General features: G+C 69.3%; 20 protein-coding genes. 10 read left to right on the top strand and 10 right to left on the bottom strand.

The window, feature by feature from the left end:
• From JWP60_RS17615 to JWP60_RS17605, 3 genes are all read left to right on the top strand, one after another.
• Window positions 1–1677, top strand: coding sequence for a response regulator (locus tag JWP60_RS17615; protein ID WP_299794261.1), 1677 nt, complete (start codon window positions 1–3; stop codon window positions 1675–1677).
• 61 nt (window positions 1678–1738) lie between these two features.
• Window positions 1739–3592 (top strand): PAS domain-containing protein, encoded by a 1854-nt coding sequence (locus tag JWP60_RS17610; protein ID WP_299794259.1) that lies wholly within the window; start codon window positions 1739–1741, stop codon window positions 3590–3592.
• 142 nt (window positions 3593–3734) lie between these two features.
• Complete coding sequence (locus JWP60_RS17605; protein WP_299794257.1) at window positions 3735–5705, top strand: DUF2334 domain-containing protein; 1971 nt, start codon at window positions 3735–3737, stop codon at window positions 5703–5705.
• 3 nt (window positions 5706–5708) lie between these two features.
• Here JWP60_RS17605 and JWP60_RS17600 read toward each other — a convergent pair whose 3' ends face one another.
• Window positions 5709–6377 (bottom strand): hypothetical protein, encoded by a 669-nt coding sequence (locus JWP60_RS17600; protein ID WP_299794255.1) that lies wholly within the window; start codon window positions 6375–6377, stop codon window positions 5709–5711.
• 84 nt (window positions 6378–6461) lie between these two features.
• Between JWP60_RS17600 and JWP60_RS17595 the strand changes: the two genes are divergently transcribed.
• Together JWP60_RS17595 and JWP60_RS17590 are read left to right on the top strand one after the other, a co-directional pair.
• A complete protein-coding gene (locus JWP60_RS17595) occupies window positions 6462–6836 on the top strand; it encodes a hypothetical protein (protein WP_299794252.1) in 375 nt (124 codons plus the stop codon).
• A 173-nt stretch (window positions 6837–7009) separates the two neighbouring features.
• Entirely contained in the window at window positions 7010–7390 is a 381-nt protein-coding gene (locus JWP60_RS17590; RefSeq protein WP_299794249.1) for a hypothetical protein, read from the top strand.
• Here JWP60_RS17590 and JWP60_RS17585 read toward each other — a convergent pair.
• Together JWP60_RS17585 and JWP60_RS17580 are read right to left on the bottom strand one after the other, a co-directional pair.
• Window positions 7368–7778 (bottom strand): nitrile hydratase accessory protein, encoded by a 411-nt coding sequence (locus JWP60_RS17585; RefSeq protein ID WP_299794247.1) that lies wholly within the window; start codon window positions 7776–7778, stop codon window positions 7368–7370. The two genes, JWP60_RS17590 and JWP60_RS17585, sit on opposite strands and share 23 nt — an antisense overlap.
• Before the next feature lie 5 nt (window positions 7779–7783).
• Window positions 7784–8503 (bottom strand): Crp/Fnr family transcriptional regulator, encoded by a 720-nt coding sequence (locus JWP60_RS17580; RefSeq protein WP_299794245.1) that lies wholly within the window; start codon window positions 8501–8503, stop codon window positions 7784–7786.
• A gap of 64 nt (window positions 8504–8567) precedes the next feature.
• Here JWP60_RS17580 and JWP60_RS17575 point away from each other — a divergent pair, with 64 nt between their 5' ends.
• Window positions 8568–8768, top strand: a complete 201-nt coding sequence (locus tag JWP60_RS17575; protein ID WP_299794243.1) for a hypothetical protein — start codon at window positions 8568–8570, stop codon at window positions 8766–8768.
• A gap of 119 nt (window positions 8769–8887) precedes the next feature.
• Here JWP60_RS17575 and nthB read toward each other — a convergent pair whose 3' ends face one another.
• Complete coding sequence (nthB, locus tag JWP60_RS17570) at window positions 8888–9547, bottom strand: nitrile hydratase subunit beta (RefSeq protein ID WP_299794241.1); 660 nt, start codon at window positions 9545–9547, stop codon at window positions 8888–8890.
• An 81-nt stretch (window positions 9548–9628) separates the two neighbouring features.
• Here nthB and JWP60_RS17565 point away from each other — a divergent pair, with 81 nt between their 5' ends.
• On the top strand, window positions 9629–9934 hold the full coding sequence (locus JWP60_RS17565; protein ID WP_299794238.1) for a hypothetical protein: 306 nt from the start codon (window positions 9629–9631) through the stop codon (window positions 9932–9934).
• A gap of 1 nt (window position 9935) precedes the next feature.
• Here the strand turns inward: JWP60_RS17565 and nthA are convergent, their stop codons facing one another.
• Entirely contained in the window at window positions 9936–10571 is a 636-nt protein-coding gene (gene nthA, locus JWP60_RS17560; protein WP_299794235.1) for a nitrile hydratase subunit alpha, read from the bottom strand.
• A 129-nt stretch (window positions 10572–10700) separates the two neighbouring features.
• Between nthA and JWP60_RS17555 the strand changes: the two genes are divergently transcribed.
• From JWP60_RS17555 to galK, 3 genes are read left to right on the top strand one after another with little or no spacing between them, the layout of a single operon-like run.
• Complete coding sequence (locus JWP60_RS17555; protein ID WP_299794232.1) at window positions 10701–12494, top strand: glycoside hydrolase family 2 TIM barrel-domain containing protein; 1794 nt, start codon at window positions 10701–10703, stop codon at window positions 12492–12494.
• A complete protein-coding gene (gene galT / locus JWP60_RS17550; protein WP_299794230.1) occupies window positions 12494–13576 on the top strand; it encodes a galactose-1-phosphate uridylyltransferase in 1083 nt (360 codons plus the stop codon). The genes JWP60_RS17555 and galT overlap by 1 nt, the downstream gene beginning before the upstream one ends.
• The gene (galK, locus tag JWP60_RS17545) at window positions 13576–14649 is read left to right on the top strand and encodes a galactokinase (protein ID WP_299794227.1); all 1074 of its coding nucleotides are present in this window, start codon (window positions 13576–13578) and stop codon (window positions 14647–14649) included. The genes galT and galK overlap by 1 nt, the downstream gene beginning before the upstream one ends.
• Window positions 14650–14663: 14 nt before the next feature.
• Here galK and JWP60_RS17540 read toward each other — a convergent pair whose 3' ends face one another.
• From JWP60_RS17540 to JWP60_RS17520, 5 genes are all read right to left on the bottom strand, one after another.
• On the bottom strand, window positions 14664–14837 hold the full coding sequence (locus tag JWP60_RS17540) for a hypothetical protein (RefSeq protein ID WP_299794225.1): 174 nt from the start codon (window positions 14835–14837) through the stop codon (window positions 14664–14666).
• A gap of 222 nt (window positions 14838–15059) precedes the next feature.
• Window positions 15060–16067: a UDP-glucose 4-epimerase GalE gene (gene galE, locus JWP60_RS17535; RefSeq protein ID WP_299794223.1), complete on the bottom strand. Its 1008-nt coding sequence runs from the start codon at window positions 16065–16067 to the stop codon at window positions 15060–15062.
• The gene (locus JWP60_RS17530; protein ID WP_299794221.1) at window positions 16064–18238 is read right to left on the bottom strand and encodes a family 1 glycosylhydrolase; all 2175 of its coding nucleotides are present in this window, start codon (window positions 18236–18238) and stop codon (window positions 16064–16066) included. Before JWP60_RS17530 ends, galE begins: the two co-directional genes overlap by 4 nt.
• On the bottom strand, window positions 18238–19449 hold the full coding sequence (gene glf / locus JWP60_RS17525) for a UDP-galactopyranose mutase (protein WP_299794218.1): 1212 nt from the start codon (window positions 19447–19449) through the stop codon (window positions 18238–18240). The genes JWP60_RS17530 and glf overlap by 1 nt, the downstream gene beginning before the upstream one ends.
• 63 nt (window positions 19450–19512) lie before the next feature.
• Window positions 19513–20697 carry a glycosyltransferase gene (locus tag JWP60_RS17520; protein ID WP_299794215.1) on the bottom strand — a complete coding sequence of 395 codons (1185 nt, stop codon included), beginning with the start codon at window positions 20695–20697 and terminating at the stop codon, window positions 19513–19515.
• Window positions 20698–20774 lie beyond the last annotated feature (77 nt).

Below are 20774 nucleotides of genomic sequence, written 5' to 3'. Positions count from 1 at the left end.
ATGACTCCCCTCGACACCAATACGGTCAACATCCTCATCGTCGACGACGAGCCGAGGAATCTCGCGGTGCTGGAGTCCGTCCTCGACGACCCGAGCTACCGCCTGGTGCGCGCGACCTCGGGCGAAGAGGCCCTGCTGGCCCTGATGGCCGACGAGTTCGCCGTGCTGGTGCTGGACGTGCGCATGCCGGGGATGACGGGCTTCGAGCTGGCGCAGATGGTCAAGGAGCGCAAGAAGACCGCGCGGATCCCGATCATCTTCCTCACCGCCTACTACAACGAGGACCAGCACGTGCTGGAGGGCTACGGCACCGGCGCGGTGGACTACCTGCACAAGCCGGTCAATCCAGCCGTGCTGCGCTCCAAGGTGTCGGTGTTCGCCGAGTTGAACAAGAAGAGCCGCGAGGTCGAACGCGCCAACCGCCTGCTGCTGGCCGAAGTGGCCGAGCGCCGCCGCGCCGAGGCGCGCCTGTCGGAGCTGAACGAATCGCTCGACCAGCGCGTGACCGAGCGCACGCTGAAGCTGCAGGAAAGCGAGGCGCTCCTGCGCGATGCGAACCGGCGCAAGGACGAATTCCTGGCGACCCTCGCGCACGAGCTGCGCAATCCGCTGGCGCCCGTGCGCAACGCGATCCACTTCCTCAAGTTGCGCGGCCCGGCGACCCCCGATGTGCAGTGGGCCTCGGACGTGATCGACCGGCAGGTCACCGCGATGCGCCGCCTGATCGACGACCTGATGGACATCAGCCGCATCAACCAGGGCCGCATCGAGCTGCGCAGTGCTCTGGTGGCGCTCGACGAGGTGCTGGCCGATGCGCTGGAAACCATCCAGCCGCAGATCGACGGCGCCGGCCACAAGCTGACCGTGCTGCAGCCCCCGTGCAAGCTGTTGCTGCATGCCGACCGGGCGCGGCTGGCGCAGGTCTTCATGAACCTGCTGTCCAATGCAGCGAAGTACACCGATCCGGGCGGGCAGATCGAACTGCGCGTGGTCAGCGAGGGCGGCCATGCCCTCCTGACGGTGCGCGACAGCGGTATCGGCATTCCGCCGCACCGGCTGGAAAGCGTGTTCGAGATGTTCTCGCAGGAAGAGCCGGCCCTGAGCCGCGCGCGCGGCGGCCTCGGGATCGGCCTGGCCCTGACCCGCAAGCTGGTCGAACTGCATGGCGGCAATATCCGCGCCGACAGCGAAGGCCCGGGCCGGGGCAGCCACTTCGTCGTGCGCCTGCCGCTGGCGGTTGCGCACGCGGACGCGCAGGAGGACACTGCGGCCATGAATTCCCCCGCGCTCTCCGCCGAAGGCAACCTGCGCATCCTGGTGGCCGACGACAACCGCGATGCCGCCGAGACGATGTCGCTGCTGCTCGAAGTGATGGGTCACACGGTGCAGCGGGTGAACGACGGCGAGTCGGCGCTGCAACTGCTCGCGAGCTTCAATCCGCAACTGGTGCTGCTGGACATCGGCATGCCCGGATTGAGCGGCTACGACACCTGCCGGCGTATCCGGGAGCAGGCCGATGGAGCGGCCCGCACGGTGATCGCCATCACGGGCTTCGGCCAGCCGCAGGACGTGCAGGCGGCGCACGATGCCGGCTTCGACCACCACCTGGTCAAGCCGGTGGAAATCAACGCGCTGCTCGAGCTGATCCGCGCGCGCTGCGCCGACAGCGGCGGCTGACGGGCGTCGTGCCGCAGCCGGGGCGCGCAGGCGCGCGGCGGCGCTGCCCGAAGGAATACCTGTGACCGCGACGCCCAGCCTGTTCACGGACGCCGGCCTGCTGGCACGGGCCATTGCCGACGCGACCGACGACGCCATCTTCGCCAAGGACAGCGAGGGCCGCTACCAGTACGCCAATCCCGCGGCCCTGGCGGCCATCGGCCGCCGCGCCGAGGACTTGCTGGGGCGCCGTGACGACGAGGTCCAGGCCGATGCAGCCTTTGCGCTGCGCGCGATGGCCCAGGACCGCCGCGTGCTGGAGTGCGGCGAGGGTGCCGACTTCGAGCAAGCGCTGATGCGGCCCGACGGCACGGTGCGGCACTGGCACGTGCGCAAGATGCCGCTGCGCGATGCGGCCGGCAGCATCGTGGGCCTGCTCGGGATCGGGCGCGATGTCACGCAGCGCAAGATCGACGAGGCGCAGCGCGAGGCCACGCGCCTGATGCTGGAGATGGGCGTGCAGGCCGCCGGCCTGGTGATGGCGGAGATCGACTACCGCACCAACCTCAACCACATCTCCGCCGAACTCGCGCGCCTGCTCGAACTGGGCGACGGGCCCACGGTGGTGCCGCGCCAGGCGATCTTCGACCGGGTCCACCCGGACGACCGCGCCCGTTATCTTGAAGGCATAGCGCGCACGCTCGACCCGGGCGGCAACGGCCACCTGGCCATCGACGTGCGCGCGCTGCTTCCGAGCGGCGAGGTGCGCTGGCTGCACATCCGGCTGCAGATCGTGTTCGCCCTCGTCGACGGCGTGCTGCAACCGGAACGCGGCATCTGCGCCGCGCGCGACGTCACCACCGAGATGCTGGCGCAGCGCCAGTTGCGGGCCGCCCAGAGGCTGGCGCAATCGGTGATCGAAGGCGCCGGCGCGCTGGTGTATGCCAAGGACCTGCAGGGCCGCTACATCCTGTCCAACCAGGCCTGGCGCAGCCTGCACGGCCTCTCCGCGGAGCAGGCGAAGGGCGTGACCGACGCCGACATCTTCGGTGCCGAGGCCGCGGCGCTGCTGGCCGAGAACGACCGCAAGGTGCTCGCGACCGGCGAGCCGCTGCTGGCGCAGGAGCGCGTGCTGCTCGCCGGCCAGCCGGTCACTTTCCGCTCCAGCCGGTTCCCGCTGTACGACGAGAGTGGGCTCGCCTTTGCGGTGTGCGGTGTGTCGACCGACATCACGGACGTCGTGGAGGCCGATCGCCGCAAGGACGAATTCATCGCCACGCTGGCCCACGAACTGCGCAACCCGCTGGCACCCATTCGCACCGGGCTCGAGATCCTGCGCCGGGTCGGCGGACTGCCGCCGGCCGCCGCCCGCACGCGCGACATGATGGAGCGCCAGATGACGCACATGGTGCGGCTGGTCGACGACCTGCTCGATGTCTCGCGCGTGAGTCGCGGCAAGCTGGAACTGCGGCTGCAGGCGCTCACGCTCGACCAGGTGGTCGCCGAGGCGATCGACACCTGCGAACCGGCGATCCGGGCAGCGCGCCACACGCTGGCCGTCGAACTACCCTCGGCGCCGGTGCCGCTCAAGGGGGACCTCACGCGGCTGGCGCAGGTGTTCTCCAACCTCGTGAGCAACGCGGTGCGCTACACGCCCGCGGGCGGCCGCATCACCGTGCGCGCGCACGTGGCAAGTGAGGAGGCGGTCATCGAGGTTGCCGACAACGGCAACGGTATCGCGGCCGATGTGCTGCCGGACATCTTCGGGCTGTTCGCGCAGGGCCATGGGCCGCACCACGGCGACCAGAGCGGCCTGGGCATCGGGCTGTGGCTGGTCAAGCGGCTCGTCGAACTGCACGGCGGCGCGATCGTGGCGCACAGCCCGGGCCCGGGCGCCGGCGCGATCTTCACGGTGCGCCTGCCGCTGGTGCCTTAGCGCGCGTGCCTCAGCCGCGTCGCACGGCGGCAGGAAGCGGAGCAACCCGGGGAAATGGTCCTACAGCCGCACAGGAAGCGCGTGTGGCCCGGCGGCGTGCAACAAAAACTAAATTGCCTCGTCACCTACAGAGAAGTCGCCGATGAAACGATCCCATGCCACCCTGGTAGCACTGCTGTTCGCCGCCGCCCTGAGCGCATGTGGCGGCGGCGGTGGAGGCGGTGCGGCAGCCACGGCCGCAAGCAACGGCAGTGCCGCCGCGGGCAGTTCGGGCAGCACCGTTTCCGGGTCTGCCGCCGACACCGGCAGCGCGGGCGCGGCCGGCACCGGCGGATTCGCCAGCGGCGGCGGCATCGCCGGCGCGGGCGGCACCATCACGGTCGGCACGAGCACGAGCACGAGCACGAGCGCGAACGCCAGCGGCGCGCTGCCTTCGCCCGCCGTCACGGGCACCGGTGCCGGCACGGTCGGCAGCACGCCGGCGCCCAGCGGTTCGACGCTGGCCACGGGCCCCACGTCCGGCACCACCTCGCTCGCCGTGTCTTCCCCCGGCACCGGACCGCGCACGCTGGTGCTGTTCGATGCGCCCGCGGGCTCCGAATGGGAGAAGCTCGGCTTCTCCTATGCGGTGATGCTGCGCAACCTGCTGGGGCACTTCGATGCGCAGGTCGACCTGCTGCCGGTGCAGCAATACACCGCGGGTCGCATGCAGTCCTATGCGGCCACCTTCTATCTCGGTGCGGCGTACAACAACCCGATCCCCGCCGCCTTCCTCGCCGATGCAGCCACCACCACGCGCACGCTGGTCTGGTTCAAGTACAACCTGTGGGAGCTGGCCAGCGACCCGCAGTACGCGTTCGCGCAGAACCGCGGCTTTTCCTTCAGCGCGCTGCGCGGCCTGAATGCGGCGCCGACCGCGTCCGCGCCCGCGCCCGGCTTCTTCGACACGGTGAGCTACAAGGGCCGCGACTTCGTCAAGTACTACGCCTACGACGCCCCGACCAACCAGGTCGCCGCCGATCCCGACCTGGGCGTGACCACCATTGCCGATGCGACCAAGGCCACGGCGCTGGTCAGCATCACCAATGCGGCCACGCGCGAGCGCGCGCCCTACGTCGTGCGCGCGGGCAACTTCTGGTACGTGGCGGACATGCCTTTCAGCTACATCGGCCCGCGCGACCGCTACCTCGTGATCGCCGACCTGCTGCACGACATGATGGGCATCCCGCACGCCGAGTCGCACCAGGCCATGGTGCGGCTGGAGGACGTGGACGCGAAGGTGTCGGTCCCGGCGATGAAGAAGCTGAGCGACTACCTCTTCGGCAAGCACGTGCCGTTCTCGATCGCGCTGATCCCGCACTACAAGGATCCGCTGGGCCTGGCCAACGACGGCACGCCGGAGGACATCCCGCTGGCACAGGCGACCTCGCTGCGAACCGCCGTCAACTACGCCATCGCGCGCGGCGCGCAGTTGGTGATGCACGGCTACACCCATCAGTACGCCGCCCAGAAGAATCCCTGGAGCGGCATCAGCGGCGACGACTACGAGTTCTGGGACATCGTGCACAACGCACCGGTGCCGGAGGATTCCACGGCCTGGGCGCTGGGACGGCTGAACGCCGGTCTCGCCGAGATGCAGGCGAGCGGCTACAGCCCGGTGGCCTGGGAGACGCCGCATTACTTCGCTTCGTCGCTCGCGTCGAAGGCCGTGCCGCAGGTGTTCAGCACGACCTACCAGCGCGTGGTGTACCTCACCTCCGACCGGCCGGACTTCTCGCCGCACCCGGGCAAGGACTTCGCCGCCGGCCAGATCTTCCCGTACGTGATCCAGCGCGATTACTACGGCCAGCGGGTGCTGCCGGAAAGCCTGGGCAACATCGAGTACGACATCAGCAACGTCGACCCGAGCTCCTACTTCAACTACTCGTGGCAGGAGATCTACGGCAACGCGCAGTACGCGCTGACGGTGCGCGACGGCTTTGCGTCCTTCTTCTTCCATCCCTTCTGGCTGGAGGCGGCCGTGGGCCAGCCGGGCTTCCAGGATTTCACCAGCCTGGTCGAAGCGATCACCGCGCTGGGCTACACGTGGGTCGCGCCCGCATCGGTGCAGTAAGGCCTATCGCGCGCTGCGGCGCTCGCGCTCGCGCGCGACCGGTTCGTCGCGGGCGAGCGCGCGTTCGGGCGGCTGGCTGCCACGCAAGGTGCGCTGCGGCGCGCGCTCCAGGCCGTCCTGGCGGCGCGGCACCGTGTCATCGGTGACTTCCAGCAGTTCGGAGAACAGCGCGCGATAGTGCACCAGCGCCTGGCGCAGGGCCTCGGTGTCGGCCTGGTGCTCCTGGCGGTCGCTGAGCGCGATCGCATGGGCCGCGCGGTAATGCTCCACCACCTGCGGGTGGTCCACCGAGAGATCGGCCGCGCGGCTCTCGAAGTCGCCCATGGGGTAACCGCGGCGCAGCATCACGTCGCGCACCAGCAGGTCGGCCTCGGCGACGGCGCTGCGGGGGCTGTCGACGAAGCGCGCCTGCAGTCCCTGCCACTCCATCCGGAAGCGCTGTGCCTCGTGCGCGGCCAGCGGCACGATGTCCAGTTGCTGCACGCGCTGCTCGCGTGCCATCAGGTCCGCCTCGGCGCGGCCGCGATGCCCCATCGCCTGCACCGTGCGCTCGTACTCGGGGCCGAAGCGGCGCGCCAGTTGGCGCGAGCGGCGGCGCCGCATCACCGCGGCCGCGGCGATCACCGCCAGCAGCAGGATGATGGCCACCGTGAGCAGGAGGTTGAGGTCCATGGCGTCTCCCCGGGAACTTCCCCACTCGCAAGCTAGCACGCAGCCGCCGCCGTCGCTGTAAAGAGGTGTGCCTATGATCGGCGCATGTCCTTGCAGCCGCTCAGCTATCTGGAATTCGATCACAGCGATGACGAGGAGGGCCATGGCAGCTTCGACGCGATGGCCGCGGTGGACGAGCCTCGACTGCCAGCTCTGCAGGCCGAGATCGCGCGGGTGCTGGCCTGGGCCCACGCTCTGTTCGGTGCACCGGCACACCTGGACGAAGGGGGTGAATGGGACTGTCACCTCGACGGTGTGCGCGAACTCAGCACGCCGCTGGCTGTGCGCTATGACGAGGCCGGCGCCACCATCGAACTGCGCGACGCGGGCACCGGCAGTCCGCGCGTGACGCTCACGTTGACCCTCACCGGCACGGCCGCGTTCTGTGCGGCATTCAGCGCCGCCTTCGCAGGCGCGTGATGCTGCCGCTGCGCCACAGGCAGCGCGAAGCGCGGCGCCTGGCGCTCGCGGAGCCATGGACCGGGAAGTTTTCCGTATCGATTCGTCATCCCTCCCCCATCGGGAGGAGACACCTTGCGCGCTGTTGTGTAGGAACTGTAAAGTGGCCTTTCGTTTCCAAAGCCGAGCACCGCATGTTTCCTTCCCACTCGCCCGAGCAAGCCACGATCGCGTCCGAACTGAGGTCCGAGCTGGCGGCGTACGAGAGCGGACTGCGCCGCCTGCTCGAGCTGCGCTGGGATCCAGAGCTGTATCGCGAGCTCTCCGAACGGTTCGACCGCATTCAGATGCTCGCGGAGACACTGCCGCGGCTGACCACCACCTGGACCGAGCTGCTGATCAGCCGCGTCGACCTGATGCATGCCCTGTGGACGATGCGCGCGCCGACGCGCATCAACGGCCGCGTGGTGGCCTTCCATGGACGCCACAAGGTGGCGATCCACGAGGCGCGCCGCAAATGCGCGCTCTACGTCTCGACCGAGGCGTCCGAGCTCAGCCGCTTGCTGGCGGACTGAGCGGCGTTGCTGCCGACGCCTGGGGCGAGTCGCGGAAGTCGGAGGTTCGCAATTCGATCGGCCGCCCGTGCGGCGTGCGGTCGGCGGCATGGTCCCACGCCTGCTGGTAGCGCTGCAGCTCCGCCGGCGAGCTCGCGCCCTTGACGGCCACGATGGCCTCCAGCGCTTCCAGCCACTGCCGGTAGTAGGCATCCCCGGCGTCCTCGGCCGCTTGCGCCGGCGCGGCGCGGATGCGATCGGCCAGCGCCTGCGCCCACTCTGGCCAGGTGAAGAGGCCGTGTTCGTACAGCGCCAATGCCAGCGCGAAAGCCTGTGCCTGCCACGGCGCACGGAACACCGGGCCGGCCTCGTCGCGCGGCAATCCGGGAAGTTCGAGTGGCGCGGCCATGAGGCTCAGGCGGCGCGCTGCAAGACGCGCGCGAACTCCTCCTGCACAAACCGGTAGCAGCCGCACGCAAGCGCCTCGAGGCCGGCCCGGTCCCTGACTTCGATGCGCCCGCGCATGTAGCGGATCAGGCCGCGCTCCTGCAGCGTGGTGGCCACCTGGTTCACGGTGGCGCGCCGCTCGCCGAGCATTTGGCCCAGGAATTCCTGCGTCAGGTCGAAGACGTCGCCGCGCACGCGGTCGTGCGTCTCCAGCAGCCAGCGCGCGCAGCGCTGTTCCACGCTGTGCGCGCGGTTGCACGCCGTGCTCTGGGAGATCTGCACCATCAACGCGTGTGTGTAGCGCTGCAGCACGAAGCGCAGACCGCTGTGCGCCTCGATGCAGTCGCGCAGGGCCCGTGCACTCATGCGCCAGCCGCGGCCTTCCACCTGCACGAACACGGTGCCCGGGCTCTCCTGCGCACCCAGGAAAACGGCCACGCCCAGCATGCCTTCCGAGCCGATAGTGCCGACTTCGACCGGCGTGTCCGCGGCGGACGCGGCGCCCAGCATGGACAGCACGCCCTCGGCCGGGAACCAGGCATGCGTCATCGTCTGGCGCTCTTCGTAGAGGTTCTGCCGCAAGCTCAGTGTCACCGGCTCCAGCTGTGCCGCCACCGCGTGCAGGGTGGCGTCGTCCAGCATCGCGAGCAGGCGGTTGGCCCGCAGATCCGAATGCACACTGTCCATCTTCGATTCCCTTTTTACGTGCACATGCCGTTAAAAGCGGACAGGCCTCATCTATAGTGCAGCTATGTCCGAAAGTGAACACAGCCGACGCTCCCATGTGGCGGAGATGCGGCAGGCGCTGCGGCTGCTGGATGCGGCCCTGGCGCGGCACAAGTTGCTGCCGCCCGGGCCTGTGGGCCAGGACGCGGCACGGGACGCCTTTGCGCACAGCCTGCACATGATGCGCGACGAAGCGGACATCCTGCGCCGCGCGCTCGCCGACTGAGGCCGTAACTGCGGCGCACTGCTCGATGGGTGCAGACACCGCGCGGCTTGCGGTGTCGGAATCGGTGCGGTGGCCATGTCCCTTTTCCCGTGCAGCCCCAGTGTAGGGCATGGCCTGGCTCAGGCGGCTTGCAGGTAAGGCTGCCAGGCGTCGATCGAGACGCGCAGTCCCGGCGCCGCGTCGGCGCCCCACAGTTCGCTGCCGGCGAACACCACGGTGTACAGCGGCTGCGGCTGTTCGCCCAGGCCATGCGCGTGCGTGTCGGCGAACACGTGGCGACCGTGCACGCGTTCCACCGTGCCCACCTTGCCGCGCGCGTAAGCGGGCAGTCGCGTGTGATGCGGCACCGCGTCGGCGCGCGTGCGCACCGGGTCGCCAACGCGAAAGTGCGCAGGCGGTCCTTCGTCCCGGGTGGTCGGCGAGCCCCGCGCGAGCGTTGCCGCGACATCGCCAGCGTGCAGCACGCGGGCGACCGGCACGGGCGGATGCAGCATGCGGCCCGCAGCGAGTTCGTCGGCTTGCAGCAGGCCGCGTTCGAGCATCAATCGTTCGAGGGCGGCCAGCCAGATCTGGTAGTAGGCGAGGGCTCGGTACGCGGGCAGCGTCTCGCGTGCCGAGCGGCTCATGTCGATGTTCCAGCTGGCCGTCGCGCCCATCGCCAGCACGATGGCCAGTGCCGCGGGCTCCCATGCTTCGTGAAAGAGCTGCTCCCCGGCTTGCGGCAGCACCGGGCCCAAGCCCGGTTCGCCACCGAGATCGGCATGCGTGGTGTAGCTCACAGGCAACCTCCTTGCGCGCGGAATGATGGCACGGGGGACGCAGCGCGCCAATGGGAACCATAATCGTCGCGGGAGGCAAGCATGCAAGAACGAATCCTGGCACTCATCTTTCCGGCGGTGCTTTGCGCCGTGGCGCTCGCCGCGTGCGGCGGCGGTGGGGGCAACCCGGGCACCTGCTCCGGCAGCGCGGCCGAGTGCGTGAGCAACGGCAATCCGAACGTGTCCACCGGCCCGTCTTCCGGGATCACGAACACGCCCGATACCAGCACCCCGAGCACGACCAGCACCACGACCACCACGGGCACCACCACCACCGGGACGACCACGACAAGCACCGGCACCGGGACTGCGGGTTCGGCCACCGGCGGCACGGCCATCGGCCAGTGAGTCAAGGCGCCACGCCGGCCGGCGCGCGCGGCAGGCCGGTGCCTATCATCGCGTCGCGCGTCACCAGGTCGGCGAGCTGGTCCTCGGCGAGCACTTCGCTGCCGGCCGGCCGCTGCGGAATGACCAGGTAGCGCACTTCCGCCGTGGAGTCCCAGACGCGGATCTCCTGTCCGGGCGGCAAGCTCACGCCGAAGTCCGCGAGCACCCCACGAGGATCCCGCACGGCCCGCGCGCGGTACGCCGCGCTCTTGTACCAGGCCGGCGGCAGGCCCAGCACCGGCCACGGATAGCAGCTGCACAGCGTGCACACGACCAGGTGGTGCACCTGCGGCGTGCTGAAGAGCGCCACCATGTGCTCGCCCTGCCGGCCGGTGTATCCCAGCGAGGCGATCGCGGCGGACGCATCGCGCTCCAGCCATTCGCGAAACGCCGGGTCCGACCAGGCCTTGGCCACCACGCGCGCGCCGTTGCGCGGGCCGATTCGGGTCTGGTAGGTGTCGACGATTTCGTCGAGGGCGGCCGGATCGATGTAGCCCTTTTGCGTGAGGATGCTCTGCAGGGCGCGCACCCGCAGCTCGGTCGCGTCGAGGTCGCTGTGCCCGTGTTCGTGCCCGTCGTGGGGATCCTGCGTCGCCATGCGCGGCAGTGTGCCGCAGCCGCCGCCGGGCGGCAAGGAGGCAATAAACAGGATTCAAGCGCTTGTCCGACAGGCCGGCCGGCCGCAACGCGCAAAGCTTTTCGCTGCGCGTTTTCAGGAGAACAAGACTTGCAGACCGGCTCGCAACATGGCTATCCCCGCCCGCAACTGCAGCGGGCCCAATGGACTTCGCTCAACGGCCGCTGGCGCTTTCGCTTCGACGACGAAGCCTGCCTCAACTGTCCCGCCGAGGTGGCGGACTGGCCGCTGGAAATCACCGTGCCGTTTCCACCCGAATCGAAAGCCAGCGGCATCGGCGATCGCGGCTTCCACCACGCCTGCTGGTACGAGCGCGAATTCGAGTGCAAGCCCGGGCGCGACCGCGTGATCCTGCGCTTCGGCGCCATCGACTATTCGGCGCGCGTCTGGGTCAACGGCCAGCTGGCAGTGACCCACGAAGGCGGCCACACCCCCTTCTGGGCCGACATCACGGAGATGCTCAGGCCGGACGGCGTGCAGACGGTGACGGTGCGCGCCGAGGACGATCCGTTCGACCTCACCAAGCCGCGCGGCAAGCAGGACTGGCAACTCGAGCCGCACTCGATCTGGTATCCCCGCACCACCGGCATCTGGCAGACGGTGTGGTTCGAGCGGGTGCCGACCACCTATATCGACAAGATCCGCTGGACGCCCCGGCTGGAGGGCTTCGCCCTCGGCTTCGAGGCGCGCATCGAAGGCGTCGCCGGCGACGAGGCCTCGCTCGAACTGGAGCTGCGCGCGGGCGACCGCCTGCTGGCCAGGGACCGCTATCGCGTGGTCGACGGCGAGGTCGATCGCTATGTCGTCCTTTCCGATCCCGGGATCGACGACTTCCGCAACGAGCTGCTGTGGAGCCCCGAGCGGCCCACGCTGATCGATGCCAGGCTGCGCCTGTGGCTCAAGGGAGAGATGGTCGACGAGGTGCAGTCGTACACCGCGCTGCGTTCGGCCACGGTGCTGCGCGACCGCTTCATGCTCAATGGCCGGCCCTACGTGCTGCGCATGGTGCTGGACCAGGGCTACTGGCCCGACACGCTGCTGGCCGCCCCGGACGACGAAGCCTTGAAGCGGGACGTGGAGCTCGCCAAGGAGATGGGCTTCAACGGCGTGCGCAAGCACCAGAAGATCGAGGACCCGCGCTACCTGTACTGGGCCGACAAGCTGGGCCTGCTGGTGTGGGAGGAGATGCCCTCGGCCTACCGCTTCACCCGCACCGCCATCAAGCGCACGATCCGCGAGTGGACCGAGGCGATCGACCGCGACTACAGCCACCCCTGCATCATCGTGTGGGTTCCCTTCAACGAGTCCTGGGGCGTGCCGGAGCTGCCATCGGTGCAGGCCCACCGGCACGCGGTGGAGGCGCTCTATCACCTGACCAAGACCCTCGACCAGAGCCGGGCGGTGATCGGCAACGACGGATGGGAGTCCTCGGCCACCGACATCATCGGCATCCACGACTACGACTCCAACCTCGATCACATCCGCCAGCGCTACGGACCCGAGGTGGAGACGGAGCAGCTGTTCGACCGGCGCCGCCCCGGGGGCCGCGTGCTGACGCTCGATGGCTATCCGCACCAGGGCCAGCCGATCATGCTGACCGAATTCGGCGGCATCACCTACCAGACGCACACCGAAGAGGGCGTGAAGAAGGTCTGGGGCTACACCGAGATCAGCGACCCCGAGACCTTCGCCCGGCACTACGAGGCGCTGCTGGAGACCATCGTCAACACGGCGCTGTTCTCGGGCTTCTGCTACACGCAATTCGCCGACACCTTCCAGGAGGCCAACGGGCTGCTGCACGCGGACCGCTCGCCCAAGATTCCGCTGGAGCGCATCCGCAAGGTCACCTCGCGTTCGCGCACCTACATCCCCGGAGCGGCGTGATGCATACGCTGGAGCTGACCAAGCCGGACGGCCGCAGCATGACGCTGTACGCGCGGCAGCCGCTGCCGCAAGGCTTGCAGGCGCCGTCGCCGTTCGCGGATCCGCTGCGCGGCGGCGCGCACCTGCGCTGGCACCCGGTGCGCGGCGAGTGGGTCACCTATGCGGCGTACCGGCAGGACCGCACCTTCCTGCCGCCGCCGGAATACAACCCGCTGGCGCCGATGACCGATCCCGCCAATCCCACCGAGGTGCCGACCGGCCCGTGGGATATCGCGGTGTTCGAGAACCGCTTCCCGTCGCTGGGCGGCTTGCAGGTGCCGCCGCCGGACCTGATCGTGCCGACGGCGCCGGCGCAGGGCCGCTGCGAGGTGGTCGTGTTCACGCAGGACCGCACTGCTTCGCTCGGCGCACTGCCCCTGGACCACATGGAGCTGCTGTTGCAGGTGTGGGGCGACCGCACGCGGCGCATCGGCGGCGAGCCGCAGATCGAATACGTGCTGCCCTTCGAGAACCGCGGTGCCGAGGTGGGTGTGACGCTGCACCATCCGCACGGGCAGATCTATGCGTATCCCGTGGTGCCGCCGGTGCCCGCGCGCATCCAGCAGGTGGCCACGGAGCACTACGCGAAACATGGCCGCGCCCTGCTGGAGATGCACATCGAGGCCGAGCGCCGCGACGGCGCCCGCATGCTGTACGAGGGGCCGCATGCCGCGGCCTTCGTGCCGGTCTGCGCGCGCTATCCCTACGAGGTGTGGATCGCGCCCGTGCGAGCGGTCGAAGGCTTCGCGCAGCTCGATGACGCGGTGCGCGCCGACCTCGCGCGCGCGCTCAAGACGGTGCTGTTGAAGTACGACGGCTTGTGGCAGCGGCCCTTCCCCTATCTGATGGCCTGGTACCAGGCGCCCACGGACGGCCAGCCGCATCCGGAGTCGCACCTGCACGCGCAGCTGTGGCCGCCCTATCGCACGCGCGACCGGCTGAAATACCTGGCCGGCACCGAACTGGCGGCCGGCTTCTTCGCGATGGACGCGCTGCCCGAGGAAAAGGCGCGCGAGCTGCAACAGGTGGAGGTGACCGTCTGATGACGATGGCGAGCGACCTGTCCGGCCAAGCCGACGCCGTGGCCGATGCGCCCGGCCGCGTCAACCTGCTGGGCGAGCACACCGACTACAACGACGGCTTCGTGCTGCCGGTGGCGATCACGCAGCGCACGCAGGTGAGCATGCGGCGCAATGGCACCGACCGTTTTTCGCTGCACGCGGCGGAACTGGGTGCGAGCGTCGCCTTCTCGTTCGACGATCCGCCCGAGGAGCATTTCGCCACCTACGTCTTCGGCTGCCTCGCGCTGGCGCGGGCGCAACGGGCGGACGTGCCGGGGCTGGACATCCGCGTGAGTTCCGAGGTGCCCATGGGCGTGGGCCTGTCCTCCAGCGCGGCGCTGGAAGTGGCGACGCTGCGCTGCCTGCGGCGCCTGCTGGACCTGCCCTTCGACGACGTGCAGATCGCGCAACTGGCGCAGCGTGCCGAGATCGAGTTCGCCGGCGTCCACTGCGGGATCATGGACCAGATGGCCTCAAGCCTGGCCGGCACCGATCGCGCCGTGCTGATCGACACGCGCTCGCTGGAGCGGCGCGAGGTGCCCCTGCCGCCCGGCAGCGCGGTGCTGGTGCTGGATTCGGGCGTCGCCCGCACGCTCGCGGGCAGCGGCTACAACCAGCGGCGCGCCGAGTGCGAGCGCGCCGCACGGCTGCTCGGCGTGGCTTCGCTGCGCGACGTGCAGCGGCTGGAAGACATCGAGCAGCTCGCCGGCGACGATGTCGCCAGGCGGCGCGCCCGCCACGTGTTCACCGAGAACGCGCGCGTGCTGCAGGCGGCGCAGTGCAGCGATGCCGCGGAATTCGGCCAGTTGATGAACGCCTCGCATGCGAGCCTGCGAGATGACTACGAAGTCTCGACACCGGAGCTCGATCTGCTGGTGCGCTGGCTGCAGGCGGAAGAGGGCGTGTTCGGGGCGCGCCTGACGGGCGCGGGCTTTGGCGGCGCCTGTGTGGCGCTGTGCCGCACCGGTGCGATCGCGCAGATCGCCCAAGCGGTGCTGGCCAAGTACAACGGCGCCGGCCACAACGGGCGCCAGCTGGTGCCGGCACCCGTCTGAGGCGAGACGGCAGCTTACTTGCCGCCGGGGCTGACGGCGGCCGGGTTGTCGTGCTTGGCGGCGGCGCTGTCGGTGCTGTGCTGCAGGTCCGCGGAGGTGTTGCCCATCGATGACGAGTGCATGCCCGACCACGAGGAGCAGGCGGCGAGGAAGGCAGTGAGGAGGGTGATGGAAAGCAGCTTGGTCATGTTGAATGGCTGGAGACCGCCTCGACTCTGGCGGGGTGGAGACAGCAGGAGGCTGTCTGTCCATTACTACAAACAACTGCATGGCGCGCGGTAGGTGCGCCGTGGACTGCGAGGAAGGTGCGCCGGTAGCGGCCGGATGGCCGCCGTCCTACAGATCGTTCCTGGCTTGCGCGCAGGCCACGTTGGTTGTGCGCGCAACGGTCTGCGCCGCCGGCAAGGGCCTCAGCGCCCCTTCTTCATCTGCGCGAACTTCTGCTCCCACTGCCACGCGTGCGCCAGGATGGTCTCGATGTCCGGGTACTGCGGCACCCAGGCCAGCTCCGCCCGCGCGCGCCTGGCGTCGGCGACCAGCACCGGCGGATCGCCGGCGCGCGGGGGATCGTCGCGCAGCGGGATCGGATGGCCCGTGACGCGGCGCGCCGCTTCGATCACTTCATTGACCGAGTGGCCGTTGCCGTTGCCCAGGTTGTAGATCGTGGTCTGCGCGCCCTCGCCCAGCTTGCGCAGCGCCAGCAGGTGCGCCGTGCACAGGTCCTGCACGTGGATGTAGTCGCGCACGCAGGAACCGTCCGGCGTGGCGAACTTCGAGCCGAAGCGCGAGATGAAGGGGCGCCGGCCCGAGGCCACCTGCAGCACCAGCGGGATCAGGTGCGTCTCGGGTTCGTGCCGCTCGCCGATGCTGCCGTCCGGATGCGCACCGGCGGCATTGAAGTAGCGCAGCGTGATCGAGCGCAGCCCGTAGGCGGCGCTGTAATCCGCCAGCGCCTTCTCCACCGCCAGCTTGCTGTTGCCGTAGGGATTGATCGGCACCTGCGGATGCTGTTCGGTGATCGGTACTTCGACCGGATTGCCGTACACCGCCGCCGTCGACGAGAAGATGAACTGCTTGACGCCGCATTCCAGCATCGTGTCCAGCAGGTTCAGCGTCTGCACGAGGTTGTTGCGCCAGTACTTGGCCGGCGCGGTCATCGACTCGCCCACCAGGCTGGCCGCCGCGAAGTGCATGACGCACTGCGGCTGCAACTCGCGCAGCAGCGGGCCCATGAAGGCCGGGTCGCCGATGTCGCCGATGCGCAGCGTGCCGTCTTGCACGGCGTCCGCATAGCCGGTGGCCAGGTTGTCGACCACGACCACCCGGAAGCCACTCTCCGCCAGCATGCGGACCATGTGGGAACCAATGTAGCCGGCGCCGCCGGCCACCACGACGGTGGGCTCAGTGTTGTTGCTCATGACAATGCGGGCTCGAGTATGTCACGCGCGCCTTGCCCGGCACACGCCGCAAGATAGCGGCTCAGGCCCTCTTCCAGGGTGGGCATCACCAGGCCGCGCTCGCTGGCCAGCGCCGAGAAGCGCGGACGCCGCGCCACCCAGCCCAGGCTGGCACCCGGCACCGCCTGCACGAGCCCGGCATCGAGCCGCGCACCCTCGGCCGCCATGCAGGCCAGCTGCGACCAGCTCACCGCACCGCGGTTGGCCAGGTGCCAGATGCCGCTCTCGCCGTCGATCAGCAGGTCGAGCGCGCCATGCGCCAGGTCGGGCACGTAGGTCGGCGAGACCCACTGGTCCTGCGCCGCCTGCCAGCGCTCGCCACGGCGCAGGGCCGCGAGTGCCTGCGTCACGAAGTTGTGCTGGTCCCAGGGACCGAAGAAAGCCGCCGTGCGCACGACCAGCGCGCCGCGGTAGAAGGCGAGCATGCGGCGTTCGGCCTCGCGCTTGGCGCGCCCGTAGGCATTGAGCGGCGCCGCGCGGTCGCCTTCCACATAGGGCTGGTCCTTGCCGCCGTCGAACACCAGGTCGCTGGAAAAGCTCAGGAGCTTGATGCCCTGGCGCGCGCAGGCCTGGGCCAGCACCTGCGGCCCGGTCACGTTCTCGCGCCATTGGCGGGCATCGTCTTCGGCATCGTCCACCCGCACGAAGCCGGCGGTGTTGACGATGGCCCAGGGCTGCCAGTGCTCCAGCGCCGCTTCCACCGAAGCGGGATCGGCCACGTCCATGTCGGCGCGGTGCAGCAGGTGATAGCGCAGGCCGCGCTCTTCGCACACGCGCGCGAAGGCGCGTCCCAGCGTGCCGGTGGCCCCGGTGATCAGCAGGGGCCGGCCGCGCGCGGGGAGCGCCTGCAGCCGGCCGGTCGGCGGAAACTTGATGCGATGATCGCGCTGCCACCAGCCCGGGCTGTCCAGCGCGGGATGGGTCGGCGCCTGGCCGTTCGCCAGCTGGCGGGCCAATCCGGCCAGCGCGGTTTCGCGCGGCGGGTCCGAGCGCACATCCCACAGGCCGGGTTCGTAGTGGCCGTCGTCGCGCGTGACCAGGCTGGTCCAGTCGAAGCTGCCGAAGGCGGCCCAGCAGGTGACGGCGCGCACGTCGCGCCCCTCCATGCGCACGTTCTCGGCGGCGCGCCAGGCCTGGTGCAGCCAGCGCAGCTGCTCCTCGCGCGTGCAACCCAGGTGCACCTCGGTGATCGCCACCGGCAGGCCATAGCGCTGGCTCGTCTCGCGCAGCCGCGCCTCGAAGCTGCCGATGATGGCGCCGGACACGCGCACCGCTTCCACGTCGGCGTAGGCGTCACGGCCGTTGCCGCCGACGTAGTGCGGCGGATAGAGCTCCACGCGTTCGTCGAGATGGCGCTCGCTGGTGAGATAGCTGTTGATGCCGACGATGTCGGGCGGACAGGGATCGCGCTGGAACTGCAGCAGCTCCTGCTCGCTAGCGCCGTGCTTGCGCAGGTACTTCCACATCCCGTGCTGGCGATCGACGCGGCCCGTGAGCAGGTCGAACGACAGCCAGCGGCGCAGGTTCTCGAACTCCGCCTGGTACGCCAGGCGCGGCGAGCTGGTCGCGAAGCCGAGGTCCTCGGTCTGCACCAGCTGCGCCCGCGGGTTCACCTTGCGGATCGCACGCATCGCCAGCTGGGTGCCGCGCAGCTCGTTGAGCAAGGCGCGCACGAAGCTCTCGTCGTCGCGCCGGTGCGGGTACCACACGCCATACAGCCCGCTGAAGCGCGCCGTGGTGAGCGGCTCGTTGACCGGCGTCCAGGCGTCGATGTCGGGATAGCGCTGCGCCGCCGCCGCTGCGTATTCGGCCAGCAATTCGGGGAACGCCGGATCCAGCAGGTCGGTCCAGGCCGGGCCGCTGCCGTGGTGCAGCAGGCCGGCGATGGGACGGACATTCAGCTCGCGCAGCCGCGCGATGCGCGGGTCGCTCCAGGTCCAGTCGAGGCTGCCGCGCTCGCGCTCCGTGCGCTCCCACACCAGGGGGAAGCGCAGGCGCGTGGCGCCCAGGCTGGCCAGCCGGTCAAGATCGTCGATGCGGTGGGCGAAGCCGCTGGCCGGCAACTGGTCCTTGAACCGGTCGCCGACCCGGTTGACCGTGCATTCCGGACCCGCCCACAACTCGATCCGCATCAGGCCGCCACGGACGCTGCCAGCGCCGTGACGTCGTCGAGGGTCCGGTCCGCCGCCTGGTGCGCGGCGTGCAGCCTCTTGAAGGTGGCGAGCGCCTGGCCCACCACCTGGTCCATGTTGTAGTAGCGGTAGGTGGCCAGCCGGCCCACGAAGGTGACGTTGGGCGTGGCCTCGGCTTCGGCTTCGTACTGCTTGTACAGCTGCGCGTTCTCGGGCCGCGGCACCGGGTAGTACGGGTCGCCTTCGGCGCACGGGTATTCGTACACCACCGAGGTGCTGGCGCATTCCTGCCCGGTGATGTGCTTGAACTCGCTGATGCGGGTGTAGCCGTAGTCGTTGGGATAGTTGACGGTGCCCACCGCCTGGAACTGCTCCTTCGCCACGTTCACGTGCTCGAAGCGCAGGCTGCGGTAAGGCAGCTTGCCGTACTTGTGGTCGAAGAAGGCATCGATCGGCCCGGTGTAGACCATGTGCTTCCACGGAACCACGTCGACGATCTCGCGATAGTCGGTGTTGGTCATCACCTTGATGTTCGGGTGATTCAGCATCTTCTCGAACATGCGCGTGTAGCCATGCCTGGGCATGGCCTGGAACTTGTCGGCGAAGTAGCGGTCGTCGCGATTGGTGCGGGTGGGCACGCGCGCGGTCACGCTGGCGTCGAGCTCGCTCGGGTCCAGCCCCCACTGCTTGCGCGTGTAGCCGCGGAAGAACTTGTTGTAGAGCTCGCGGCCGACCTTGCTGACCACCACGTCCTCGGAAGTCTTGATCTCGTCCTTCTTCTCGGCGACCGACTCGAAGAACTTCTCCACCTCGAAGGAGGTGAGGTTCAGCCCGTACAGCTTGTTGATCGTGTCGAGGTTGATCGGCATCGGCACCGTCTGGCCGTCGACGCTGGCCAGCACGCGGTGCTGGTAGGGCCGCCACTCGGTGAAGCGCGAGAGGTAGTCGAAGATGTCTTCCGAGTTGGTGTGGAAGATGTGCGGGCCGTAGGGGTGGATGAGCACGCCGTGGTCGTCGTAGCGGTCGTAGGCATTGCCGCCGATGTGCGGGCGCTTGTCGACGATCAGCACGCGCTGATTCATCTGGGTCGCAAGGCGCTCCGCCAGCACGCTGCCGGCAAAGCCGGCGCCGACGATCAGGTAATCGAATCCGGCACGGCCGGGAACGGTGGAGGCGGCGGCGCGCTCGAGGTCTTGGCTGATCTTGTCCATGGGAGTCTCCGGTACTTCTGGGGTCGGCCGGATCGGCCAGCGGCCGACCCGGCCGGATGGGTTTCAGGCGCTGAGGGCCGCCGATGCCGAGGAGGCCGAGGAGGCCCGTGCCAGTTCGGCCGCGATGTTGGCGACCGGCAGTTCCTCCTGCTCGCGGCGGGCCTGCGCCTGCGCGATCAGGTCGGCCATCGCTGCGGCGGTGGCGTCCCACGAGGTGCGGGCGATGATGTCCGCGACCTGGCGGTCATGCTGCGCCTTGCTTGCTGCGTCGAGCTGCAGGAAGGACTCGGCGGCCGCCACGAAGCCGTCGGCATCGGGGTGGATCGGCACGACGTGTCCATAAGGCTCGACCACGTCGCGGATCGCCGTGCTGACGCAGGGCCGCCCGCACGCCATGTACTCGAGCGTCTTGGTGGGGCTGATGAAGCGGGTCGACTCGTTCAGCGCGAACGGCAGCAGGCAGACGTCCCAGCCGTTGATGAAGGCCGGCAGATCGTCGTAGCCCTGCTGGCCCAGCCAGTGGATGTTGGGACGCTGCGGGCAGTGGGCCGGATCGATCTTCACCACCGGGCCGACCATCACGATCTGCCAGTCGGGGCGCCGGTCGGCGATGCCCGCGATCAGCTCCAGGTCGATGCGCTCGTCGATCACGCCGCAGTAGCCCAGGCGCGGATGCGCGATGGCCTGCTGCAGCGGATGGTCCGGCGTGCCCTGGCGGAAGTGCAGTGCGTCGACGCTGCTCGGAAAGCAGTGCACGTTGGCATGGCGCGTCTTCTTGGCGTTGTAGAGGCTGCGGCCGCCGGTGAAGACGAGGTCGGCCGCCTTGAACAGCGCGTTCTCCTGGTCGATCAGCTCGCGCGGCGCACCGCGGAACAGCGACAGCTCATCCATGCTGTCGTAGATGATGCCCTCGGGCTCGAGCTTGGCGGCCATCGGGAGCGCCATGGGCGTGTAGAACCAGATCCAGTAATCCTGGATGCGCTGGTCGGCGAGGGACTGCGCCACCAGTCGCTGCATCACGGCCTTGTGATCGGGGTGGAACCCGTGCGCGCCGCCCCGCACGTGCGGCCGCCACACTTCGACGCCAGGCGCGGCGGCGATGTGCTCGATCCGGTCCTGGTCCGAATCGGGCATGGGTTCTTCGATGAAGATCACGGGCCATCGGTGCGCCAGCCGCGACAGCAGATGCTGCGGACGTTGATAGACGAAGTTCCAGCGCAGGTGTGAGAAGACGACGAGTGTTTTCATGAGAGCCATTCTGGAGAGCCTATCCGCGACCGTGCGCCCAAGCACAAGCAAATCGACCTCGTCCTACGCCAGTCAGC

The organism is Ramlibacter sp., assembly GCF_028291745.1.
Taxonomy (GTDB): domain Bacteria; phylum Pseudomonadota; class Gammaproteobacteria; order Burkholderiales; family Burkholderiaceae_C; genus Ramlibacter.
This window is presented reverse-complemented; position numbering and strand designations above follow the sequence as displayed.

What these genes read in the sequence shown, in the direction of transcription:
- JWP60_RS17615 (WP_299794261.1), top strand. Translation starts at nt 1, where the DNA reads ATGACTCCCCTCGACACCAATACGGTCAACATCCTCATCGTCGACGAC.
- JWP60_RS17605 (WP_299794257.1), top strand. Translation starts at nt 3,735, where the DNA reads ATGAAACGATCCCATGCCACCCTGGTAGCACTGCTGTTCGCCGCCGCC.
- JWP60_RS17600 (WP_299794255.1), bottom strand. Translation starts at nt 6,377, where the DNA reads ATGGACCTCAACCTCCTGCTCACGGTGGCCATCATCCTGCTGCTGGCG.
- JWP60_RS17595 (WP_299794252.1), top strand. Translation starts at nt 6,462, where the DNA reads ATGTCCTTGCAGCCGCTCAGCTATCTGGAATTCGATCACAGCGATGAC.
- JWP60_RS17590 (WP_299794249.1), top strand. Translation starts at nt 7,010, where the DNA reads ATGTTTCCTTCCCACTCGCCCGAGCAAGCCACGATCGCGTCCGAACTG.
- JWP60_RS17585 (WP_299794247.1), bottom strand. Translation starts at nt 7,778, where the DNA reads ATGGCCGCGCCACTCGAACTTCCCGGATTGCCGCGCGACGAGGCCGGC.
- JWP60_RS17580 (WP_299794245.1), bottom strand. Translation starts at nt 8,503, where the DNA reads ATGGACAGTGTGCATTCGGATCTGCGGGCCAACCGCCTGCTCGCGATG.
- JWP60_RS17575 (WP_299794243.1), top strand. Translation starts at nt 8,568, where the DNA reads ATGTCCGAAAGTGAACACAGCCGACGCTCCCATGTGGCGGAGATGCGG.
- JWP60_RS17565 (WP_299794238.1), top strand. Translation starts at nt 9,629, where the DNA reads ATGCAAGAACGAATCCTGGCACTCATCTTTCCGGCGGTGCTTTGCGCC.
- nthA (WP_299794235.1), bottom strand. Translation starts at nt 10,571, where the DNA reads ATGGCGACGCAGGATCCCCACGACGGGCACGAACACGGGCACAGCGAC.
- galT (WP_299794230.1), top strand. Translation starts at nt 12,494, where the DNA reads ATGCATACGCTGGAGCTGACCAAGCCGGACGGCCGCAGCATGACGCTG.
- galK (WP_299794227.1), top strand. Translation starts at nt 13,576, where the DNA reads ATGACGATGGCGAGCGACCTGTCCGGCCAAGCCGACGCCGTGGCCGAT.
- JWP60_RS17540 (WP_299794225.1), bottom strand. Translation starts at nt 14,837, where the DNA reads ATGACCAAGCTGCTTTCCATCACCCTCCTCACTGCCTTCCTCGCCGCC.
- galE (WP_299794223.1), bottom strand. Translation starts at nt 16,067, where the DNA reads ATGAGCAACAACACTGAGCCCACCGTCGTGGTGGCCGGCGGCGCCGGC.
- JWP60_RS17530 (WP_299794221.1), bottom strand. Translation starts at nt 18,238, where the DNA reads ATGCGGATCGAGTTGTGGGCGGGTCCGGAATGCACGGTCAACCGGGTC.
- glf (WP_299794218.1), bottom strand. Translation starts at nt 19,449, where the DNA reads ATGGACAAGATCAGCCAAGACCTCGAGCGCGCCGCCGCCTCCACCGTT.
- JWP60_RS17520 (WP_299794215.1), bottom strand. Translation starts at nt 20,697, where the DNA reads ATGAAAACACTCGTCGTCTTCTCACACCTGCGCTGGAACTTCGTCTAT.